The organism is Thermocladium sp. ECH_B (assembly GCA_001516585.1).
Classification (GTDB): Archaea; Thermoproteota; Thermoprotei; order Thermoproteales; family Thermocladiaceae; genus Thermocladium.
Genome location: LOBW01000001.1, coordinates 1 through 20834 on the forward strand (window position 1 = coordinate 1; position 20834 = coordinate 20834).

A 20834-nucleotide genomic window follows, 5' to 3' on the forward strand; every position below is an offset into this window, starting at 1 on the left:
GGTCTAGAGGGTTACGCCCCTATGGGCGCTACTCGGTCTCCGCGTCGCGGGTCCTCCTCCCGGTATTGCGGGGGAAGTCGGTTCCCACCCCCATTCTCTAAAAATTGACCGGGGGAGGACATTAAAGGGAAATAATCCTCCTTTTCAAGCTTTTACCCCCTAAAGGACGAGTTTGCCGTTCGTTTTATCATTTTCCGTTTTCTCGGGAATGCTTAAATAATAGATAGAGGTTAATTACTTATGTTCCAGAAAATAGTGGTGGCTTATGATGGTTCGCCCCACTCGAAGAGGGCGCTTGATATGGCTATAGACATTGCCAAGAAATATGGTTCGCGCCTCTACATAATTGAGGTCGTGGATCCAGCCGCCTTAATAGGGCTAGGCGTTAGTCCTGTTCCTCAGACGGTGCTGGATCAATTATATCAGAAGGCTAAGGATGATATTGAGGAGGCACGCAAAAGAGCCGCTGGCCTAGAGACCGAGGGGCAAGTATTGGAGGGTGATCCTGCCACCAGCATATTGGAGTTCGTCGATAAGGTGAAGGCCGACTTATTGGTGTCAGGCAGCAGGGGATTATCCACCCTAAAGCGATTATTCCTTGGCAGCGTCTCCTCGAGGCTAGTCAGCGAAGCACGGATACCGGTCCTCGTAGTTAAATAGATAATGATTTTAGAGACATGTTGGTTCCGCTAGGCGATTTAATGAAAGGAAAGCCCCGCTGCCCACGTGGTGACGGCCTCAGTGAAGCCTTAATTAATGGCGGCATTCTAAAGTTGTCTCCTCAATTAAATGGGATTGAAGAACTACAAGCCTTGCCCCGCAATGCGGGAAGAGGGGCTAGATATCCACAACGAATTGTATCCTATATTCATTATCCTTCTCTATCTTCATTAAGTGATACGTGATTGCCTTAACTATTGTTCCCCTGAATCCATGTTTTGCCGGGTCATAGTTCTCCCCCTTAAATTCGGCCTTTAAGCTAATGGTTCTCTCATCAACGTCGATATCGATATCATTGCCTATTGCCATTTTTGCCCCATCGAATTGGTAAATTACTTCATCTATCCAATTAAATAATAATTGCTCTAGGTCAATTCCACTCAATTCCACTCTATGCGAGTACGCGGTCCTTACCTTGGAGGTATCATACATTAGGTTAAGAACGCCAAGAGCCGCGTTCTTGAATGCCTCGCCCAGGCTTTTCCCCCTTGCTATTATCATTATATCCGCAGTGTGATCAGCGTACTCAAATGGTGGTTCAATCATCATGCTCTACATTATGGTCATCAATATAAAGGTTTTCGCCCATTATAGGTTTTCAATCATTAGCCATCAATTCTGAGGCCGGATTAGTGCTGTTTTTAAAGGAAATATTTATAACTTTTCACGTTTTTATCTCTATCATGGCCGTTAGGGACATTTTGCAGCAGGGAGTAATAGGGTCGCCAGGCATTTTAGGCATATATTTATCCACCACTGATGGTTTAATAAAGGAGTATGTCAGCATGGAGCAAGTTGATCCCGATAAGGTGTCGGCGGTTTCGGCTCCATTAGCCATAGTTTCAGAGAATGCCTCTAAGCTCTTCTTCAAGGGCAACTTCGATTACTCAATAGTATATAGCTCCCCGGGCCTCATCGTTGTGGCTAAGATAGATGAAAACAATATATTGACAATAGTATCCAAGGAGCAACAGGTAGGTTTAATCTTAACATTATTGGATGACATGATAAAGAAGCTCCGCGTGGAGATAATTAATCGGTGAACGCCTAATTCCCATGGGGAATCCCCCATCGGGATTTCCTGAGCTTCGAGGGCCTTCCTCCCCCGCTCACAGTGGAGGCATTGGACGCGTTGCTCCATTGAATTGCAGCGGATCCATTCCCTACAGTTATTGGCCTCACTAATATTGATCCGATTAACTGGCCTCCCCAAAGGGGCGAGCTCAATTCTCTCCAGAGACCCTCTCCATAAGGGCCGGGGTAGTTTACTCTATGGGAGCTGTTTATTGTGGGGCAAGCAAAGAATAACTTTAAAGCTAATGCTGTTCAAGCGTTTCGATGAGCAGCATAGATGTGTCTCGTGGAGGGCTCGTGCTTGCCTTCATATTGATAATTACTTTATCCATTTTCATATATGGCTTCTGGCAATTGGTGACCCCAACCGGTTACCCCACTTCACTTGTTCAGAGCCAATGCACTTCATCTTATGTGGGCTTGGTTCTAGTAACAATGGCTATGATGGCCGTGGGCGCGTATGCGATAATTGATTATAAGAGGCGGGGCTCCGTTGGGGATTATGTATTAGCCGCCTTCATAGTGATGTTGATAATATATATAGTATTTGTTTACTTCAGCTACCAAGCTACGCCGGGTTATTGCTAAGGTACTCCACTCATTTAAATGCCATGCTGATAAGTGCCCCATGGCTTACATTTTTTATCTTCGATAAGGGTCTACAAGCCCCTTCATGGGCGGGGAGAAGATGGGCGGCGGAGGGTTGGAAGTAAGTTCCTATATCTTTATAAGTCCGCATCTAGGCTGGGGCTTGTGGTTCAATGGAGGAGGAGTTGAGGTATAAATTGAAATATACATATGGAGAAGACTTCGGCACGGGTTACTTTAAGTACGGCCCAATAAGTTTAGGCGAGGCTCCCCGCATAATTCAGAGCCGTGGGCTCATACTTAGGGACCTCCCGGAAAGCGTGAAAATGCTCATACCGCCGGAGGTGGTGAAGAGGGGCATAGTGGTTGGGGACGATGTATCGCGGTACCTCAGCTCCACGCGGGATATGATGAGGAACTTAAGGTACCCGCTTCATGATGGCATAATAAAGAAGGAAGATGAGGATTCCTGGCGAGTGGTGAAGGAATTAACCCGATTTGGATTATCAAGTTTCTATGAACAAGCAGTTAATAGCGGGGACTTCAGGGGCTTCCTCGTCGTCATGTCGTTATCCGCTCTTTCCCCGGACTACATGAGGGAGAGATTCATCGATATCCACATGGAGATAAATCAGGAGTATCAAGGCAAGATGATACGTGCATTGACTGCCATTGATCAGCCCTTCGCTGTAGCCATATCGGAGAAGGCGGTTACATGCATGGTTGTGGAGGCCGGTCACGGCAATATTCAAGTCGTTCCAATAAGTTATGGCCCCATAAGGGATGGAATAGTGGCATTAAATAGGGGAGGCGCCGAGACTAATGCAATTACGAGAGAGATACTCAAGGATGCGGGCTATAGTGACTTGGCCAAGGATGAGTACGTGGTTGAGATGGTTAAGCGAGAGGCTGGATTAGTGCCTAAGGACTTGGGGACAGCCATAAGGAGCGCGCGGGAGGATCCGAAGAGGTTCTCAATAAAGATTAAGGTCAATCCATTGGTCACTGTTGAATTAAGCGAATCAGCGTGGACCCGTTTCCTGATAGGGGAGGTCTTATTTGACCCGACGCATGACGAGTTCAAGAGCTATGTTCAACAAGGACGCTTCTCCATTGAGGACGTCACCATGGGGGACATGGTTTTTTATGGGGAAATGAATATGGCTGACGCCATCATAAGCAGCGTCAGGAAAACCCCCGTCGAGGTTCAGGATAAGATAGTGAGCAACATAATTCTAAGCGGGGGCGCGTTTAATTGGAGGGCGCCTCCCGCCCTCAGTGATGTGGCGGTTAATAGCGTGGATAAGGTTAGGATAATGATAGGCGATAAGGTGCCTGACCTGCTGAATAGGCTTAATATAAGGATGGTTAAGGATCCCCAGTACAGTGTTTGGAAGGGCGCAATAGTTTATGGCTACGCCTTGCCGCTCAGCGTTGAGTGGAATGATAAGGCTAAGGAGGGTTGGATAATCCCGAGATGACTCGGTCCCCCTTCCGCCTTGAGGGGTTGAGGCGTATCGTTAGTTTTATTGATTCCGCTTGGCTTGGCTGCCCACTGCTTCCTGCTCTATTCTCTCTAATGCGTGCTCGGTTCCCTGTTTGAAGTGGTTCTCGTTCCATGACTCGATTAATTTAAAGAGGGGCTTGAACTCTATGTCCCAATCACTGATCACTTCCCCATTGCTTACCTTTATCCTATGCGCTCCAGTGAATGGACCGCTCAGGTACTCCATGATCACTTTCTTATCGGCCTCGTTGATCATGATTCTCACTTTGCCCTTATTAAATGGGCCTGGAAACGCGAATTGCACGTCGGCATAGATCGTGTTTTCAGCCTTACCGGTAACCCTGAGTTTCTTGGTTCCATGCCAGTACTTGGGTATGCCCTCCACGTCACTGATTATTCTCCATAACTCTTCATCAGGTGCATTGATTCTCCTAGTTACTTGGAATTTCATTGCTGGACATGGTTTGATTTGATTAATAAATGTTGATTCTTTGATTTACGTGCTTGAACTAATTATTTAAATAATTATTTAAATATATCTTCGATGCGGCCCGGTGTTTAGAAATAACTTTATAAATGTCCAAATCAATGTAATGGCGTGGGCAAGCTCAAGCTCCTCCTCGTGTCGGATCTACATGGCTCCAACGCAGCATATATGAAGTTATCTAACGCACCGCAATTCTATGGCGTGAAGGACGTGATATTCGCCGGGGACCTCCTGGGCAAGGCATTGGTCCCAATAATAGATATGGGCGATCATTATGAGGCCAACGGCGAGAAGATAAAGAAGAGGAACATAGATGATGCAATAAAGAGGATCAGAAATGCCGGCCAGTACCCATTCATGACGAGCATGGATGAGTACGAGAAAATCAGAGAGGATTACTCATATATGGAGCGGCTATTCAAGGATATCGCCATTAAGGAGCTTGATAAGTCCCTCAACATCATTGAGGAGAGGTTCCGCAGGGCAGGCGCGAAGCTATACATAATGCCGGGGAATGATGATTACCCGGAGACGATTGATGTGTTAAACAAGCATAGATCCGATGTATTGATCCCAATAGAGGGGGAGGNTACTAATATTGGCGATTACTCAATAATTGGCCTGGGTTACTCCAATAAGACGCCGTGGAACACGCCGAGGGAAATGAGTGAGGATGAGTTGTGGCAATCACTGAATAAATTGATGAATGGCGTTGATGATGCTCGAAGAACAATTGTGGCGGTTCACGTGCCTCCAATCGATACATCAATAGATTTAGCTCCCCGCTTAACCAGCGATATGCGTCCAATAATACGAGGGGGAGAGGTGGATATGATGCATGTGGGCAGCATGGCTGTCAGGAAAATACTGGAGACGTATGCGCCGATCATTGGACTCCATGGGCATATACATGAATCGGGCGGCGTTGATTACGTGGCATCCAGGGAATCCAGGGTACCTGTTCTCAATGCTGGGAGCGAGTATAATTTTGGGGTTCTCCGCGGCATTCTAATTCAAATAGATGATGGGAAGATGATGAATTACTTGCCGACCAAGGGTTAAAGATGAATATAGTACAGAGGAGCCTAGAGATAATTAATGCAGCCAATTCATTGGGCATCACGTTGAGGTTATTGGGCGGCAATGCTGTAGCCATATTGTCCTACCCCACTCACCCCAAGTTGGAGCGAGTGCCTAATGATATTGACTTAATCGGTTATGGTAAGGAATCATCGAGGATAATTAAGTTAATGACGGGCTTCGCGGAGCCCGATAAGAGATTCAATGCGCTTCATGGGCAANCCCGGCTCAGATTCATTGATGGGGAGCTCAAGGTAAAGATAGATGTATTCCTAGACATTTTCAGGGAGAGCCATGTATTACCCCTCGGGAAGAGATTGGGGCTCTACTCCCCAACCGTGCCTCCAAGTGATTTATTGATGACTAAGCTTCAGATATGGGCGATCACAGAGAAGGACTTGAAGGATATAGCCGCATTACTGCTTAAGCTGAATTTGGGGGAGACCGATTCGCGTGAAACCATCTCAATCAAGAGGATAATTGAGTTGACGTCGAGTGATTGGGGTCTCTATAAGACGTCTCTGATTAATTTGGGAAAGGTACTTGATTACGTGCGTGGCATTGGGATAGATGGCATAGAGGAGAGGGTCTCCATCATTGCATCTAAAATGGAATCATCGCCGAAGAGCATTAAGTGGAGGCTCAGATCATTGATTGGGGAGCGCATTAAGTGGTACGAGGAGCCCGAAGAGGCGTGAGGACATTTCGATTTGAATCGCTAAATTTAATAATACTGATTCCTATACTATACCATGTTTGAGATATTTATACTTGTCCAGACTAAGGTGGGCAAGGCATTTCAAGTAACGGAGCAAATAAGATCGATACCTGGAATTAAATCCACATATACTGTGACGGGTCCCTACGACATAATTGCATCAATGGAGATAGAGAACATAGAGTCCCTGGAGGACATAATAAAGCGGATACATGCCATAGACGGCGTGGAGCGAACGCTGACCGCAATGGTAATCAAGAAGTACTAGCACCAAGTTACTGCCCCCACGGGTCTCCTATTCTAAAGGGCGTTAATGCCCCAGTTAAAGTTTAAAAGGAAGAATAGCGGAGAAACGCGGAGGCGCCTTTAATGAGTGATTCAAGGCAGTTATATAAGGATAGGATAGAGGCTTCCCTGGATGCTTGGGATAGGATCCTAAGGGGAGAGGTCTCCACTAGGCCTGAACTGGAGAACCTCTTGGTGACCATATACAAGGAGAAGGGGGTAGAGCCATTCAGGGGCTTATCCAAGATACGCATATATGATAAGGAGATAGCGACTGTCTATGTGGTTGGGAAGTATGGGTTGGCCCTCGTCGATGATGAATCCATAAAGCAATACTCCAGCCTATTTCAAATAGAGATAATAGGGGATGACGTGTATAACCAATTAAGGAGGGCCGATTTCAATCTAAGCAATGAGTTAAGGGACTCAATACGTGAAAAAATAGATGTGGAAGCAATGGGGGAATCACTTGAGGAGAGGGTGTTTAGGGCTTATAGGTTAATATATACTGGAAGCATAATGGGCTTCATGCCTGAGACCGATTTCGTCAAGATGTATGGAGTATTTCTCGACGTGTTTCCACAATTATCGGAGAGATTAATAAATTACGTTAGGTTCTACGTGGCCACCCGGATAGCGGAGAAAATAGCGTTGGGACTCATAACTAACCTAAACGATAAGAAGATAGAGAAGTATGCCTACTGCGTCAGACTGGGTTTAACTAAGTGCGCGCCATCGGATAAATTGATAAGGGAAATAGCGGTCAAGGTATATAAGGCTCCCCGCAACATAGTGAATAAGTTATTTCCAAACGCTGATACGAGGTCATTCGTGCCAAAGGCAACGTAATTCCCCTCACTTCTTTTTCCTAATCACGAATATGCTGGAGTACATTCCGCCCTGCTCAATGCGACGCTCAGCGACATCTAAATCCCTTAAGCCAGCCACCAAGCCTCGCCTAGCCGTTATCATAACCACGCTCCTCCTTGCCGAATCGATGGCGGCGGCGATCAATTCATTATAGAACGTCCTTATGGGGGTCATAGTCCTCATTCTGATTCCATAGGGCGGATTAAATATTACGTGATCACAGGAAAGCGATCGCATGAATCCCATTGTTGAATCACCTGAAACCACATCGAAGTCACTGCCCGCGGAATTCAAGTTATCCCTCGCCATTAAGCAGTAATTCAAATTGATATCTATGCATATGGCTCTAACTCGAGCCCAGTAATGCATTGCCTCGGCGGGAATAGTGCCTCCCCCACAAGTCAAGTCGCAAATGGTTTCCCCATCCCCGGGATCCGCCATCATGATCATGGCGAATGCGATCACCGGATTAAGCGATGCTGGATGAGAGGCAACCCTATAATCCCTATCCCTCATGGTTGACCTAGTCAACCTCACCCCAAGCAGTAATTGATCGCCCATCACGTGAACCCCAATAACCACGTCTGGATTAGATAAATTAACTAATGGTCTCACCCCCCTCTCCTCAAGAAATGAAATGACCGCGTCGCCCACATGACTTGCCACAATGGTGCTGGTGTACTCATGATTGCCGGTCCTCAACGCCTCAATCGCTATGCTCGTCTCTGGAGTCACAATCCCCATTAATTCACTTAAGTCCACGCCACTTATCGCGGTGGCTAGATCACTCAGCCTAGGCCCCACTTTCCCCCTGTGAAGCAGGTAGTACGCGTTCTCTATTGTCCTCATGGTGGCCAAAAAAGATTTGGCGGCCGCCATGGATGATGCGCCCAATTCAAGAATTACCCTACCGCTCATTTTCTCATAACTATGGCCAATACTGGATCCCCTCCTCTTCTCAGCCTCCTTCACGACATAGTCCTCTAATCCAGGCACTGTGGTGGCTAGGATGCTCATTTAATCGCTTCGGTTATTAATCATTTAAAAACCTGCTTAATTCTTCTCTAAGCAACCGGCCCACTTCCTTGCCTGAATCAATATATCCACTAAATCGCTCAACTTAAGTCTACCAGTATTGGTGTTTCGTGGACTTGGATGGTAACTCATGAATAATTTGACGCCATTAACCACAAGAGAATCGCCGTGCCTAAACCTAACCCTAACCCCCATTACCCTAGAAATGGAGTTAGTCGCGATGGCGCCCAATGCCACCACAGACCTCGGCTTAATCATCTCGAATTCAATGCTTAACCAGCGTAGGCAATTACTTACCTCAGATGCGAGCGGCTTATTGCTTGGAGGCACGCATTTAACCGCTGAAGTAACATACGCACACCTGAGCCTCGTACCGTCGTTCCTGGACACGCTGAAGGGATTACTTGCGAGACCAGCATCATGAAGAGCCCGAAACAGGAACTGCGCGCTGCGGTCGCCTGTGAACATTCTCCCGGTCCTATTCCCACCATGAGCCGCAGGCGCTAATCCAATAATCATGACTCCCCCAGCCTCACCCCAGGGAGGAACAGGTTTCCTCCAATACTCTTCACCGCTGAACCTAGGCAAGGGCTTCACGTTCTCCCTGTAAGCAACTAATCGGGGACATAACCTGCACTCAGCGAGTCCGGGCAGCATTAATTTTAAGGGGGAATAGCCGTTCTTCAATATTGTGGCTTTACATAATGATAGTGTAAAGCGTTTTAAGGGGGTGCATGAATGCCTATAGTGGGGCGAGTGATGGTGGGACACATTAGGCGGCTGCCCACCGGACTCCCCATTGCCATAGGATTATTAAGGGGGAGTCGGGATGGCTTCACGTGATTTTCGCTGTTTACCAGGAGCCGGGCGAGGATAGGTTGAGGGCGGAGATCGTGCTTGACCTTAGGCGCATCGTTAGGGAGAGGTGGGGCCTCATGCTTCCCCTGGTTTACCCGGAGGATGTGGGGGATATTGCGGCTGCTTGGCTTCCCATGCCGGGCAATGGGAGGGGAATAGATAGGTTATTTGATTTGGTGAATTACCTGGATGTGGATTCAATCATATTATCGATGCCGAGCAGAAGCGATTTAATGATGTATGCATTGGATGTGGCTGCCAATTACGGCGTATCTATTGCTTGGTTCCTTAGGGATCCCGCGAATTATTCTCCCCCCGCTGCTTTTCCTCATCCAATTAAGATAGCGTTCTCCATTCCATCGCTTGGCTCCATGAAGTCGCTCGCCAAATTCATATTGCTTAATCAATCCTCCATTAAATTCATGTTCGCGCATAATATCCAGAATGGCCGCGGCGGGTTCCCATTGATGGGGGGAGGAGATATGGATTACCTAATGATAATTAAACTGCTCGCAATGATTGGTTACGAGGGCTACTTTGTCCTCAGGTACGATAAGCAGTACAGGAATAAGTACTGGAGCGACATAAATGCATTGGAGACGTATAGGGACTCCCTAGGCGGGGCCTTGGCTGATGCCAGGCTAGTAAAACTATTAAGCTCAGCCCTAGGCGAGGTTTTCGGCGATAATAAGTGAAGCTAAAGGGTCGAGACCTGCTCTCATGGGTTGATTACTCCAGGGATGAATTCATGTTCCTGTTAAACCTATCGAAGAACCTCAAGGAGCGGTTCTATGCTGGGGAGAGGTACGTGCCGACTCACCTCGGAAAAACCGTCCTCGGCATATTCGAGAAGCCGAGCACCAGGACTAGGATAAGCCTGGAGGTTGCCGCTAATCAATTGGGAATGAAGGTGATTTACAGCAATCCCCAGGAGCTTCAGTTAGGTAGGGGCGAGACAATTGAGGACACCGCTAGGGTAGTGACCAGGCTAGTGGATGGAGTCATGGCTCGAGTCTATAGCCACGCCTCCCTAATTAAGTTGGCCGAGAACGCGGATGTACCCATAATAAACGCATTAAGCGATGAGTGCCACCCAACTCAGGTATTGGCCGATGCCTTAACCATTTGGGAGAAGCTGGGTAGGTTAAGCGGCGTTAAGCTGGCGTTCGTTGGGGACGGCGATAATAATATGTCGCATAGCCTGATGCAGATGGGGGCTAAGCTAGGCATGGAGGTCAGGATAGTGTCCCCAAAGGGTTACTGGCCCAGCAAGAAGTACTTGGAGCCATCAGAGGACGACGCCAAGAAGAGCGGCGGCTCAATAATTATCACCGATAACTTGGAGGAGGGAGTGAAGGGGGTTGATGTTGTTTACACTGATGTGTGGGTCAGCATGGGGTTCGAGAAGGAGGCCGAGGAGAGACTTAAAGTGTTTAAGCCTTACCAAGTTAATTCCCACGTAATGGAACTGGCGGGGAAGAACTCCATATTCATGCATTGCCTCCCAGCCCACAGGGGCTATGAGGTTACGGATGACGTGGTGGATTCACGGCAAAGCGTTGTGTGGGATGAGGCCGAGAATAGGATGCACACAATAAAGGCAATACTATCAGCACTAATCTAGGCCCTTCGAATAAAACAATCCTTTATTGAAGCGGTATCCCGCCCTCGCGGATGGGGCTTTCCCTCCCTTTAATCCCCCGTAAAGTTAAAGGACTTGAATTTTCTTGGTTCCGCAAGCATCGTTGCTTCCCTAATTAATAGGGCAACTCATTCGTTGGAATTCTGGGGCCCATGAAAAGCTTTTTATTTACATTAGAATATTATAATNAATCAATTACTCAATGGGTAGCCCGGATTCCTTGATCTGCTTCAAATCGGTTGTAAGGTATGCGACTTTGATGGCTATTAAGTATACAATTAAGCTGAGCAGTGCCCAGGTTAAGTAGTCCCATGGGTATGGTATTATAGGGGTCGATAATGGTCCTAGGGAGCCCATATATGAGATGATGCCGAGAATTATATTGTAAATTACTATCCATGAGGCGCCCTTGATATCTGGGTGCTTGGTCCTTAGCCAGAGATAAGTAAATGCAATTACTTGTATTGCAGAGATTAATGCCCAATATATAGCAAATGACCCTATTGAACCCAATGAGGCAAGCCAATTCATGTACCAAGCACTTATGATGCCTGCCGCGGCTATCCAATAAATTATGCTGAATGTTATTGCCTCTGACTTGCTTAATCCGAGCACTGACCTATAGGGACCTAGGAGAAGCAAGGGAAGGCCAATTATTGCGCTTATTATTATTGGNTTAACGTAGGTCCAGGATGACCAATAGATGAGCAGTGAGGCAACTATGAAGCTAAGGGGATAAAATATGTACCAAGCCACGGGCTTATAAGCCCTCCGTAGGTCTGGAGCCAGTCTCCTCAAGGCGTGATTAGTGACCCCAACCTCTAGATAACCATATACCGTGACCACCGCCGAGTACGACATTATGGAGTACCATGTGGGGAATGGGGCCAGGAAAACTAGTGCAAGTATTGATGTGACCAATAAAGCTATCCAAGGGGTCTGGAACCTCTTATGTATTTGGGAGAAGAATTTAGGTATATAGCCGACCCGCGCCATTCCATATAAGTTCCTGCCGCTAGTGCCGAGATAAACGGCAAGAGTGCCGGCGGGCGATACGGCCGCATCCACCAATAATAGAACGGCTAATCCAACCAATATCGGTATTCCCGTCGCCATGGCCTCGCTGGCAAACGGATGCGCCGCCCAACTACTCGATGCAAGTGCGCTCCAATCGCCCACTGCAACGCCCGCAGCGCTCCAATTTATGGCGCCTAGGAATGCCATTTGAAGCAAGACATAGATTATTATTGTGACCACTACGGCAAGTATGGTGCCTAGAGGCACGTCACGCTGTGGATTACGTCCCTCCCCGGCATACTCCAGTCCCTGCCTGAATCCCTCATACGCATAAACTATGCCTGTGGTGATCATTCCCGTGAATACAGCTGCATAACCATATGGAGCAAAGCCACCAGGTAATTTGCCTATAATGTTATTTGGATGAAGGTAGAGAGCCAATAGGAGTATAATGGTTAAGGAGGGTATTAGGAATTTCCAGGCAGTTATGATTCTATTGAACCAGCCATAAACATTAACGCCGATTACCTGAATAAAGAAGAAAAAGATTATCAAACCGCCGGCCACAACTATGCCGAGCGGGGTCAAAACGCCCAGGGTTGAGTTCCAGAATTGAGGTATATAATCGCTGGCATACTCAACTATGGCTATGGCCTCGGTGGACAACGTAGTAACCGCGCCTAGGGTATATGCCCACGCCAATAAATAATTGCTCAGTGCCCCATGGCTATAGTGATTATATCTTGCCAGCGATCCGCTGAATGGGAATAGTCCTCCAAGTTCAGCGAATGGGAATACCATGAAGATGAAGAACGCGCCTGCGATAATCCAGGAAAGCAGTGCGGCCGGCCCCATGACGCCCACAGCGCCCAGCGCGGAGAATAACCATGCGGAACCTATCATGCCGGTTATCGATAACATGAAGTAGTCCATTGCGGTTAAGGTCCTTCTTAATTTCACTTGAGTGGGCTGAGCGGGATTTCGTGTATTCTCACTCATATTAGCTTATAGCATAATTTGGCTGATTTTTAACAATATTTATCAATAACTATTTAGCAATTTATACAATATTGGCAATTTGTTAGATCTTTCTCATGTTCTGAAGAGATGAGATTGGCCGATCCTTTACTTTCAATTACATCAAAAACGAAACATCAACCCCTAGTCCCCTAGGGTTTCATCCACGAATTAATTGAAAGAAAAGAGATTCCCATATTGATGTCTGCAACATGTTTATCTTAACGGGTTAAGGGGGCGGAAGACCCCGTGAGGCGGGGGATGGCCCCATATATTTAATATGAGCTAACGAGGAACCATGTTAATGCCCATCGTGGGGTTTAGGTTTAGAGCGTACGCCGACGAACAGACGCTGAGGGCGTTAAAGGCCCAATTGAGGTTAGCCTCGGAGGTCTACAACACCCTACGATGGGCAAGGCGGGGCGGGGAAGCGGGAAGCCTCGCCCTTAAGGGCGGGGTAGTTCATCAAATCTACTTTTGATTTCCATTTCTAATTTTCGATAAACTTAGAAATTAAACCATACTGCAAATTAGGGATAAGGTTTAATGAATAATGGATATTAGGTAAATTATTGCTATATTAGTTACTAATGATGCTTTTATTTACATTAAAAATTAACATAATTTTTCGTTTATAGATATTCTTCATTATAAATCTCCCTGAAATTTAACGTAAAAACTTTATAAAGATAGCCATATTAGTAACTAATACGGCTATCTGCAGACTATTTGATCCTTATCCCAAGGCTAACAGGGAGGACTTCTTTGACAATGAAGAAATAATTAATGAAGTAGAAAAATTAATTGAGGGAAAATTCTGGCCATTATTAATAGGCCCTAAAAGGACTGGAAAAACTTCAATCCTGAAAATAGTTAACAAAGAAATTAACGGGATTTACGTAGATGCTTCAGGAGTTAAGAGCCTTAAAGAACTAGGAGAGTTAATAGTGAACTCTCCTCAGTTGAAAGTGGAAATTGATCTAAAAATCATAAAGGTTGAAATACAGAAGAAACCAGTAAAAGGAATATAAAGTCTCCTAAATAAACTTGGAGACGCGGTAATCTTAATCGATGAAGTGCAGAACATTGTTACCCCGTGGTTTATATCGCTTCTTTCTACTACCTATAATAATTCTCAAGTTAGGTTTGCTTTTACTGGATCAATGATAGGGCCATCCAAGACATTAACTGGAGAAGGAAAAGGTAAAAAAGTTGGCAGTTCTTTTAAAGGTAGGCCCATAGTAGAGATAGAAGTTAAGCCTTTCAGTGAAAAGCAGAGCATGGAATTCCTAAAAGCAGGCTCTATATTGTGCGGTATTGGCATAAAGGATGAAGAGAATAAATACGCCATAATTGATCCGCTCTGTGAGCTGCCCCGCCCTTAAGGGCGAGGTTTGCCGTTCGTTTTATCACGCAATCCACGCTGCACTAGCAACACTTAATCGACCTAAGAAAAGACACAGCAACTAGGGTGAATTGTTTTCCAAATATTTATTAACATCAAAATGAATTCCGGCCTTTGTGCCCGACTTCGATAAGGCAATTTCGCTTTATAAGTCTGGAAAATTGGAGGAGGCGCTTGGCGAGGTTAATGGCCTTCTCGAGGCTCAGCCCAGGAATGCCTCCTACCATAACTTAAAGGGCGTGATCTTGAGGAAAATGGGGCGAAGCGATGAAGCTTTAGATGAGTTCGATGAAGCTGCCTCGCTAGATCCCAGGAACTCGGTTTATCGCTTTAATAAGGCTAATGCGCTCTTGGATCTGGGTAGGCCTGATGATGCATTAGCGGAATACGAGGAGGCAATTAAGTTGGATCCAGGGGATCCGGATTACCATTATGGGAAAGGCAATGCGCTTTACGTCCTCGGCAGATTCAGCGATGCNGTTAAGGAGTATGATGATGCCATTAAGATGAACCCGGGGAATGCGTATTATAGGTTAAACAAGGCATTTGCATTGGCTAGGATGGGCGAATCGAGCAGTGCTATGCAGGAGCTCGATAAGGCTTTATCCCTGGCGTCGAGGGATCCGATTGTTTGGGTGAATTATGTAGAGGCGATGTCGATATTGTGGAGGATGGATGATGCGGTGAGGAGGCTTAAAAAGGCAATAGAGGATGGCTTGGTTAAGGCCGAATCCATTTGCGAGGCAATTCAAGCAGAGCTGCGGACGCAGCACTCAATGGATGAAGAGGCCATGTTACGGGAATTATCGGATAGCATCTGCAATAAATGATGGGGTCTATATTCAACAATTCAATAATTTGCTGATAAAATTTTTAAACTAAATTAGGTCCTATTCCTAATAGAGTTCTATTTCCACCGCTAGTTAAATACGCTGTGAATTATGGTTCCACGCTTTCCCAATTCGAGCAAGAATGGAATGCTACATATCCAGGCACTCCAGTTAGTTACTTAAGCATAGCTGGATTCACGGCTGGATTAATAATTCAGAAAGCCATAGAGGCCGCCGGCTCCCTTAATGCAACAGCGGTGAGGCAAGCCATTAATTCATTCACAGGCAAAATAACCACAATTGATGGCCCCTTCATGGTGAACGCCACAAACGGCATGCAGCTTGGCGAGGTACCTCTCGTTGGGCAAATAGTGCCAACTCCAAGTGGCTTACAGACGGTAGTGGTTTACCCACCAAACCTAGCAACAGGTAAGGCAATATATCCAGCACCTGGTTAATGCCTTCCTTTTTTTTTTAAAAAAAAAATATTTTTGCAACGGGAATCTCGATTACCACGATAAAACAATAATCCTCAAACCCTTTAGGAGACCAAGTGGATTTCTCTTGCATTATATTAAGATGTCTTGGTAAAAAGGAAGGGCAAGCCTATTTATGGTTGGGAGGGGGTCAGCAATTAGAAGAGGCATGTTTTTATAGCATGCAATACTAATGCTGATAAGCCCCCAGGCGTGGAATCCATGAGCGAGGAATATCCTCCCGGTGATTGGGTTTCCTCCGAGAGGGGCCACATCATAAATATCCTATGATGGAATAACGGCAAGCCTTCCCCTTTAAGAGGCGGTAATTGTCGCCTCGCCCCCTTGCTCTCCGGATCGATCTAGGGGGNACGAGTTGCCGGAGATGCCCAAGGAAGGGGAGCGCGCCCCTAAGGATGTAACCTCCCAGCCAAGGAACTCCTCAAGTCGGGAGGAGATCAGCTACTTTTCCAAAACCTATGCAGAAAAGTAAAAACTGAGCAAAAAATAAAAACTGCTTATTATCTAAATTAGGTTATGTCGATAATTAATTGGGCTAATATATATGAGAAGGCCCATGGCTCTGTTAATTTCGATGAAACGCGGGGCCATTTAACCTTTGGGAATGGGCAGCCGTTGATGATGATGCCCACTAAATTAATAGAAATAGCTTGGCAGGATCTAATGAGGTACGTCGAGGGAGCTGCGGACATACTGATAAAGAGCATGGGTAGATCATTCGGCGAGCTACACAAGGGCAATATATCCATTGATTACATAGATCTCCACTTCATTGCCCACGGCTTCGGCCGAGTATCCGGCACATTAAGCAATATAATGGTCTCCGATCCTCCGATTCCCAGCGGCACCGATCCAAGACCCATTGCATTATTCATTGCAGGTTTCTTGGAGGGAATTACTGGAAACACCTATGATGGCGAGTGCACCCCAGATAGGTGCGTCTTTAAGCAATTAGCTTAAAGCTTTAAGGGGTGGGTTTAAGCATTCTCGGCGTGGTCACAATTAGGGAAGTATTGAATAAGTTGAAGTGGACCGGCTCCGCTCATGATTACTATGTTACTTATGTATCGAGGGGTGCGCCGAATGATGAGGTAACCATACCTGCATCATCCATATTGGAATTGCTTCATGATGGTTTCCTAATTAGCGTTGATGGGAGGGAGACCTATATACCATACCATAGGGTAACCCTAATACAGTCGAGGACAGGCACCATTTTATTGGATAGGCGAAGGCATTAGGCGAGCAAATCGTTCTCCACCACTTAATTGCTTGCGGTTCCAAGTGGAAAAACTTAAAATGCAGAAAATGCACCCAATAGGATATATGTCAAAACCCAGTCCCAAGGTATTCGATATAATAACCATTGGGGATAGGTGCAAGGAGTGCGAAATATGCGTCACGGTTTGCCCAACTAAGGTCCTCGTGATAAGCGATGTAATGAATAGAAATGGATATAAGGTATCCTACGCAGCTCACCCCGAGAAATGCATTGGATGCAAGCTATGCGAGTGGTCCTGTCCCGACTTCGCCATATTCGTTAAGCCCGGCGAAGGCAAGTCCAGGGGATTAATTACATGGAGTAGTCCAGAGAAGGCGCCGGAGCCAGCGGTGGCGAGGTGATGGGGATGGCCAGCATTGGTTACTTAACGGGCAATCAAGCAGTGGCCGAGGGAGCCATGGCTGCTGGGCTACGGTTCTACGCGGGTTACCCAATAACCCCCGCCTCAGACCTATTTGAGTACTTGTCGGAGAAGCTGCCAAAGAGGGGTGGAGTGGTTTACCAGGGAGAGGATGAAATAGCCAGCATAGTTGCGGTTATTGGCGCCTCCTGGAGCGGCGCAAAGGCGATGACGGCCACATCGGGCCCCGGCTTCAGTCTAATGGCTGAATCAATAGGCTTAGCGGCCATGACCGAGACGCCCCTCGTCGTCGCAGTCAATATGAGGACAGGCCCCTCCACCGGAATAGCAACGACCCCGGGCCAGGGAGATGTAATGCAATCCAGGTGGTTGAGCCACGGTCATTACCCCATAGTAGTGTATGCGCCCACAGGCGTTCAGGACAGCTTCGACTTAGCCATTAAGGCATTCAACGTGGCGGAGGCGCTTCGCGTGCCCGTGATCATACTCAGCGATGCGGCCATCGCACATGGGCGAGAGAAGGTCATAATGAAGAGCGATGTGCCGATCATTAATAGGAAGAAGCCAGCCCCCGGCTCCAAGTACTTGCCTTACGAGGCCGGGAATGACTTGGTGCCACCCATGGCATCCTTCGGAGAGGGATTCAATGTGTTAGTGGAGTCCCTTCAACACGATGAGCGGGGCTACTACGTGCCCACCAGCCAAGTATTTGAGAAGCTCGTGACCAGGCTAAACAGGAAGACGGAGGTTCATAAAAAGATGATAGTGGAATCCCGCATATATGGGGACAATGACGCCGACACCCTCCTAATTGCGTTTGGTTCCTACGCCAGGGTCGCGCGGGGAATGGCTAGGAGAGCTAAGGATCTCGGGTTAAGGATTAAGGTGTTCGTGCCCATCTCGATTTGGCCCCTCGACGAGGAGACATTGATTAGGGAGGCATCCAGGGTTAAGAACATAGTGGTTATGGAGAATAATTTAGGGCAGTTATATAGGGAGGTGCAGCGCATCGTAAGGAACCGCGACGTCTCATTCCTGCCCCTACTCCGCGTCGAGCTCCCAACCCCCACGGAGGCTCTCGACGAGCTTAGGAGGATAATCAAGTCGTGACAAAACGAATGATAAGCCTCGCCCCTTAGGGCCGGGGAGGAGGTCAGAACGCTTGCCCATTAAGGTGGGGGAATATTGGTTCACGTGGGCTTTGTTCGGTAAAACTTAAATAGATAAAAGTAAAATAGTAACCCATGGAGGCTATCCAGGTAAGCGTTCCGCGGCTTCATCCATTGGATGATTACCTTAGAACCGATAGGCTTCCCCACACGCTTTGCCCGGGCTGCGGCATAGGCATAGCCCTCAATGCCTTCCTGAGGGCGGTTAATGAGTTGAGCAGTGAGGGCAAGCTTGATAGGAGGAACATATTATTCATTGGGGGCATTGGATGCACGGCCAGGATGAGCATGTACACAATGTTCGACAGCGCCCACGTCACTCATGGACGCGCAATACCATTCGCCACGGGCGCGAGGCTTGCCAATCCCAATATTATCCCAGTGGTGTTCAGTGGGGACGGCGATTTAGCCGGCATTGGCGGTAATCACTTGATTCATGCGGCTAGGCGAAACATGGATTTGCTCGTCGTAGTCATTAATAACATGACGTATGGATTAACGGGGGGTCAATTATCCCCAACCACGCCAACGGGTCACTACACGACCACTACTCCATACGGTAATCCAGAGAGGCCCTTTAACTTAGTGCCCCTAATAGCCGCCGCGGGCGGCAACTATGTGGCCCGCGCATCAATTACCCAGCCGGAGGTCATGAAGTCCTACTTCAAGAAGGCATTGATTAAGGAGGGCTTCCGCTTCATTGAGGTCGTCTCCACGTGCCCCGAGAATTATGGTAGGCACCTCGGCTATAAGTCCCCCGCCGACTTCTACCTGAAGATAAAGGAAGTGGTTAAGATGAGGAGCGGCATAAAGCCTTGGGATGCCAAGTATGATTGGAGCAGCGAGATAACGATTGGCGAATTCATTGATAGGAATGAGCCGGGCTTCTCCAAGTCACTATATGAGCAAATAAGTAAGGTGAGGAACAGTGAGAACTGAGATAATCCTAGCCGGGAAGGGTGGGCAGGGAATACTATTGGCCGGGTACTTGATAGGGTACTCAGTCGCCAAATTCACCGATTACCAAGTATCATCAACGGAGGAGTACGGAGCGGAGACGAGGGGAACGGACAGCAAGATGGATATAGTTATCGCTGATGAGGAGATAGACTTCATTGGAGCCGAGCGAGCGGACATAGCCATATTCATGTTTAAGGACCAGGCAGCCAAGTACGCGAAGTACGTGAAGGACGGCGCCACGGTAATAATAGACTCCACGCTTGTGAATGCTGGTTCACTGCCTCGGTCGTGGAGAGTAATGGGGCTACCCTTCACTGAATTAGCCGAGAAGAACTTGGGGACGCCCAGGGTCGCTAATATGATTATGCTTGGCGCATTCTCATCGCTGGGCTTAGTGCCCATAAACGCGTTGGAGAATGCCGTCAAGGAAGTAGTTAATCCTAGATGGGTTGAGCTCAACATAAAGGCCCTGCATCTAGGCCTTGAGGAAGGCAGGAAACTGGCGGTGACGCAAGCCGCTCACTAAAAATTAAATAATTAGGCAACAAGCCCTTAAAATAATGTTAATGTCGCCTCAATATGTTTCCACCAGCAATGCTTAATATTCGTGTTGCGGTTATGTTTTTATGGATGTGATGAGGGAATTAGAGGAGTTGGAGAGCATCGAGGAGGCCGGAGTAGTCGAGTTAAGTAAGGCATTGGGCAAGGTGAGCGGTCGAGACAGGGAGACGCTTCTTGGAATGCTGCTTGACGCCATGATTCACCTAGAACTAGTTAGGGGAATTAGGAGGGCTTTGATCGAGCACAGGAAAATAAGCGAGACCAAAAATAATGGTCGTGGCAGCGTGATTGGCATCATTGATGCCCACAACAAGATAGAGGCTAGATCAATTGAGCTCTACACGGATCTGATAAATGCAAACGTGAGCGAATTGGCTTCTCGATTATTCGAGGTGATTCGGAGAAACGAGGAGGAGCACCTAGTTATAGAGTACACATTATTGAGTTCCCATAGGCGCGCCGCTAATTCAAGGCGTGTAAGGTAGTTACCCATTAATTTGATTAATGGCTTCCTTCAATGCATCGTTGACCCGAGTCCCTTCCTTAACCATTATAACCCTTAACCCGGAGTCCCTGGCTCTCTTCTCGCATTCTGCCCCCATTCGAGTCACCATTATCGCATTTACGCCCATGTCCATGACTTTCTGGAGAGCCATAATCCCCTTTAGGGACGTCGATATTGCAGAGAGTGCTGGATTTGGAATTGCCTGTATCTGCTTGGCCTCGCCGTTCCCCGCCTCGTAGAGAACTATTTGTCGCGCGCTTTCCAGGCTCGCCACGTATATTGCTGATTGGAATACGGCCACCTTCATGAAACTAGGAGTAACTCCAATCATTTTGAGGTTAACTAATGTTAGAATTAATGAGAGAG

General features: G+C 47.2%; 26 protein-coding genes and 1 pseudogene. 20 read left to right on the forward strand and 7 right to left on the reverse strand.

Translation table 11 applies throughout. The features are described 5' to 3' along the window. The first annotated feature begins 240 nt into the window (after positions 1 to 240). Positions 241 to 660 (forward strand): universal stress protein UspA, encoded by a 420-nt coding sequence (locus tag AT710_00005; GenBank protein KUO93262.1) that lies wholly within the window; start codon positions 241 to 243, stop codon positions 658 to 660. Positions 661 to 837: 177 nt separating this feature from the next. Here the strand turns inward: AT710_00005 and AT710_00010 are convergent, their stop codons facing one another. Then, complete coding sequence (locus AT710_00010) at positions 838 to 1269, reverse strand: archease (GenBank protein ID KUO93263.1); 432 nt, start codon at positions 1267 to 1269, stop codon at positions 838 to 840. A gap of 134 nt (positions 1270 to 1403) precedes the next feature. Between AT710_00010 and AT710_00015 the strand changes: the two genes are divergently transcribed. Continuing rightward, positions 1404 to 1763: a hypothetical protein gene (locus AT710_00015; protein KUO93264.1), complete on the forward strand. Its 360-nt coding sequence runs from the start codon at positions 1404 to 1406 to the stop codon at positions 1761 to 1763. Positions 1764 to 1767: 4 nt separating this feature from the next. On the opposite strand, the gene AT710_00020 is transcribed toward AT710_00015, so the two are convergent. After that, the gene (locus tag AT710_00020) at positions 1768 to 1947 is read right to left on the reverse strand and encodes a hypothetical protein (GenBank protein ID KUO93265.1); all 180 of its coding nucleotides are present in this window, start codon (positions 1945 to 1947) and stop codon (positions 1768 to 1770) included. Between the two features lie 111 nt (positions 1948 to 2058). Here AT710_00020 and AT710_00025 point away from each other — a divergent pair, with 111 nt between their 5' ends. Together AT710_00025 and AT710_00030 are read left to right on the forward strand one after the other, a co-directional pair. Next, positions 2059 to 2382 carry a hypothetical protein gene (locus tag AT710_00025; protein ID KUO93266.1) on the forward strand — a complete coding sequence of 108 codons (324 nt, stop codon included), beginning with the start codon at positions 2059 to 2061 and terminating at the stop codon, positions 2380 to 2382. A 173-nt stretch (positions 2383 to 2555) separates the two neighbouring features. Further along, complete coding sequence (locus tag AT710_00030) at positions 2556 to 3863, forward strand: heat-shock protein Hsp70 (protein ID KUO93267.1); 1308 nt, start codon at positions 2556 to 2558, stop codon at positions 3861 to 3863. A gap of 45 nt (positions 3864 to 3908) precedes the next feature. Here the strand turns inward: AT710_00030 and AT710_00035 are convergent, their stop codons facing one another. Continuing rightward, positions 3909 to 4340: a hypothetical protein gene (locus tag AT710_00035; protein ID KUO93268.1), complete on the reverse strand. Its 432-nt coding sequence runs from the start codon at positions 4338 to 4340 to the stop codon at positions 3909 to 3911. A 147-nt stretch (positions 4341 to 4487) separates the two neighbouring features. Between AT710_00035 and AT710_00040 the strand changes: the two genes are divergently transcribed. The 4 genes from AT710_00040 (at position 4488) to AT710_00055 (ending at position 7308) form a co-directional block, all read left to right on the forward strand. After that, on the forward strand, positions 4488 to 5438 hold the full coding sequence (locus tag AT710_00040; protein KUO93269.1) for a hypothetical protein: 951 nt from the start codon (positions 4488 to 4490) through the stop codon (positions 5436 to 5438). Positions 5439 to 5440: 2 nt separating this feature from the next. Next, a complete protein-coding gene (locus AT710_00045) occupies positions 5441 to 6154 on the forward strand; it encodes a hypothetical protein (protein KUO93270.1) in 714 nt (237 codons plus the stop codon). 54 nt (positions 6155 to 6208) lie between these two features. Next, the gene (locus AT710_00050) at positions 6209 to 6442 is read left to right on the forward strand and encodes a hypothetical protein (protein KUO93271.1); all 234 of its coding nucleotides are present in this window, start codon (positions 6209 to 6211) and stop codon (positions 6440 to 6442) included. Positions 6443 to 6543: 101 nt separating this feature from the next. Next, positions 6544 to 7308 carry a hypothetical protein gene (locus AT710_00055; protein KUO93272.1) on the forward strand — a complete coding sequence of 255 codons (765 nt, stop codon included), beginning with the start codon at positions 6544 to 6546 and terminating at the stop codon, positions 7306 to 7308. A gap of 6 nt (positions 7309 to 7314) precedes the next feature. Here the strand turns inward: AT710_00055 and AT710_00060 are convergent, their stop codons facing one another. Next, positions 7315 to 8346, reverse strand: coding sequence for a hypothetical protein (locus AT710_00060; protein KUO93273.1), 1032 nt, complete (start codon positions 8344 to 8346; stop codon positions 7315 to 7317). 36 nt (positions 8347 to 8382) lie between these two features. Then, complete coding sequence (locus AT710_00065) at positions 8383 to 9021, reverse strand: uracil-DNA glycosylase (GenBank protein KUO93274.1); 639 nt, start codon at positions 9019 to 9021, stop codon at positions 8383 to 8385. A 182-nt stretch (positions 9022 to 9203) separates the two neighbouring features. Between AT710_00065 and AT710_00070 the strand changes: the two genes are divergently transcribed. Together AT710_00070 and AT710_00075 are read left to right on the forward strand one after the other, a co-directional pair. Continuing rightward, on the forward strand, positions 9204 to 9917 hold the full coding sequence (locus AT710_00070) for a hypothetical protein (protein ID KUO93275.1): 714 nt from the start codon (positions 9204 to 9206) through the stop codon (positions 9915 to 9917). Then, the gene (locus AT710_00075) at positions 9914 to 10846 is read left to right on the forward strand and encodes an ornithine carbamoyltransferase (protein KUO93276.1); all 933 of its coding nucleotides are present in this window, start codon (positions 9914 to 9916) and stop codon (positions 10844 to 10846) included. The genes AT710_00070 and AT710_00075 overlap by 4 nt, the downstream gene beginning before the upstream one ends. Positions 10847 to 11059: 213 nt before the next feature. Here the strand turns inward: AT710_00075 and AT710_00080 are convergent, their stop codons facing one another. Further along, positions 11060 to 12880 (reverse strand): amino acid transporter, encoded by a 1821-nt coding sequence (locus AT710_00080; protein ID KUO93277.1) that lies wholly within the window; start codon positions 12878 to 12880, stop codon positions 11060 to 11062. Positions 12881 to 14061: 1181 nt separating this feature from the next. Between AT710_00080 and AT710_00085 the strand changes: the two genes are divergently transcribed. From AT710_00085 to AT710_00130, 10 genes and pseudogenes are all read left to right on the forward strand, one after another. Further along, entirely contained in the window at positions 14062 to 14283 is a 222-nt protein-coding gene (locus tag AT710_00085; protein ID KUO93278.1) for a hypothetical protein, read from the forward strand. Positions 14284 to 14419: 136 nt separating this feature from the next. Beyond that, the gene (locus AT710_00090) at positions 14420 to 15133 is read left to right on the forward strand and encodes a hypothetical protein (protein KUO93279.1); all 714 of its coding nucleotides are present in this window, start codon (positions 14420 to 14422) and stop codon (positions 15131 to 15133) included. 104 nt (positions 15134 to 15237) lie between these two features. Continuing rightward, positions 15238 to 15591 carry a hypothetical protein gene (locus tag AT710_00095; protein KUO93280.1) on the forward strand — a complete coding sequence of 118 codons (354 nt, stop codon included), beginning with the start codon at positions 15238 to 15240 and terminating at the stop codon, positions 15589 to 15591. A gap of 555 nt (positions 15592 to 16146) precedes the next feature. Continuing rightward, complete coding sequence (locus AT710_00100; protein ID KUO93281.1) at positions 16147 to 16590, forward strand: hypothetical protein; 444 nt, start codon at positions 16147 to 16149, stop codon at positions 16588 to 16590. Between the two features lie 23 nt (positions 16591 to 16613). Further along, positions 16614 to 16871: a hypothetical protein gene (locus tag AT710_00105; protein KUO93338.1), complete on the forward strand. Its 258-nt coding sequence runs from the start codon at positions 16614 to 16616 to the stop codon at positions 16869 to 16871. A gap of 58 nt (positions 16872 to 16929) precedes the next feature. Next, positions 16930 to 17190, forward strand: a pseudogene (locus AT710_00110). Positions 17191 to 17258: 68 nt separating this feature from the next. Continuing rightward, a complete protein-coding gene (locus tag AT710_00115) occupies positions 17259 to 18383 on the forward strand; it encodes a 2-oxoglutarate ferredoxin oxidoreductase subunit alpha (protein ID KUO93339.1) in 1125 nt (374 codons plus the stop codon). Between the two features lie 143 nt (positions 18384 to 18526). Continuing rightward, positions 18527 to 19381 (forward strand): 2-oxoglutarate synthase, encoded by an 855-nt coding sequence (locus AT710_00120; GenBank protein ID KUO93340.1) that lies wholly within the window; start codon positions 18527 to 18529, stop codon positions 19379 to 19381. Then, on the forward strand, positions 19371 to 19928 hold the full coding sequence (locus AT710_00125) for a hypothetical protein (protein ID KUO93282.1): 558 nt from the start codon (positions 19371 to 19373) through the stop codon (positions 19926 to 19928). The genes AT710_00120 and AT710_00125 overlap by 11 nt, the downstream gene beginning before the upstream one ends. A gap of 100 nt (positions 19929 to 20028) precedes the next feature. Then, positions 20029 to 20448 (forward strand): hypothetical protein, encoded by a 420-nt coding sequence (locus AT710_00130; GenBank protein ID KUO93283.1) that lies wholly within the window; start codon positions 20029 to 20031, stop codon positions 20446 to 20448. On the opposite strand, the gene AT710_00135 is transcribed toward AT710_00130, so the two are convergent. Further along, a complete protein-coding gene (locus tag AT710_00135; GenBank protein KUO93284.1) occupies positions 20449 to 20799 on the reverse strand; it encodes a hypothetical protein in 351 nt (116 codons plus the stop codon). Between the last annotated feature and the right edge of the window lie 35 nt (positions 20800 to 20834).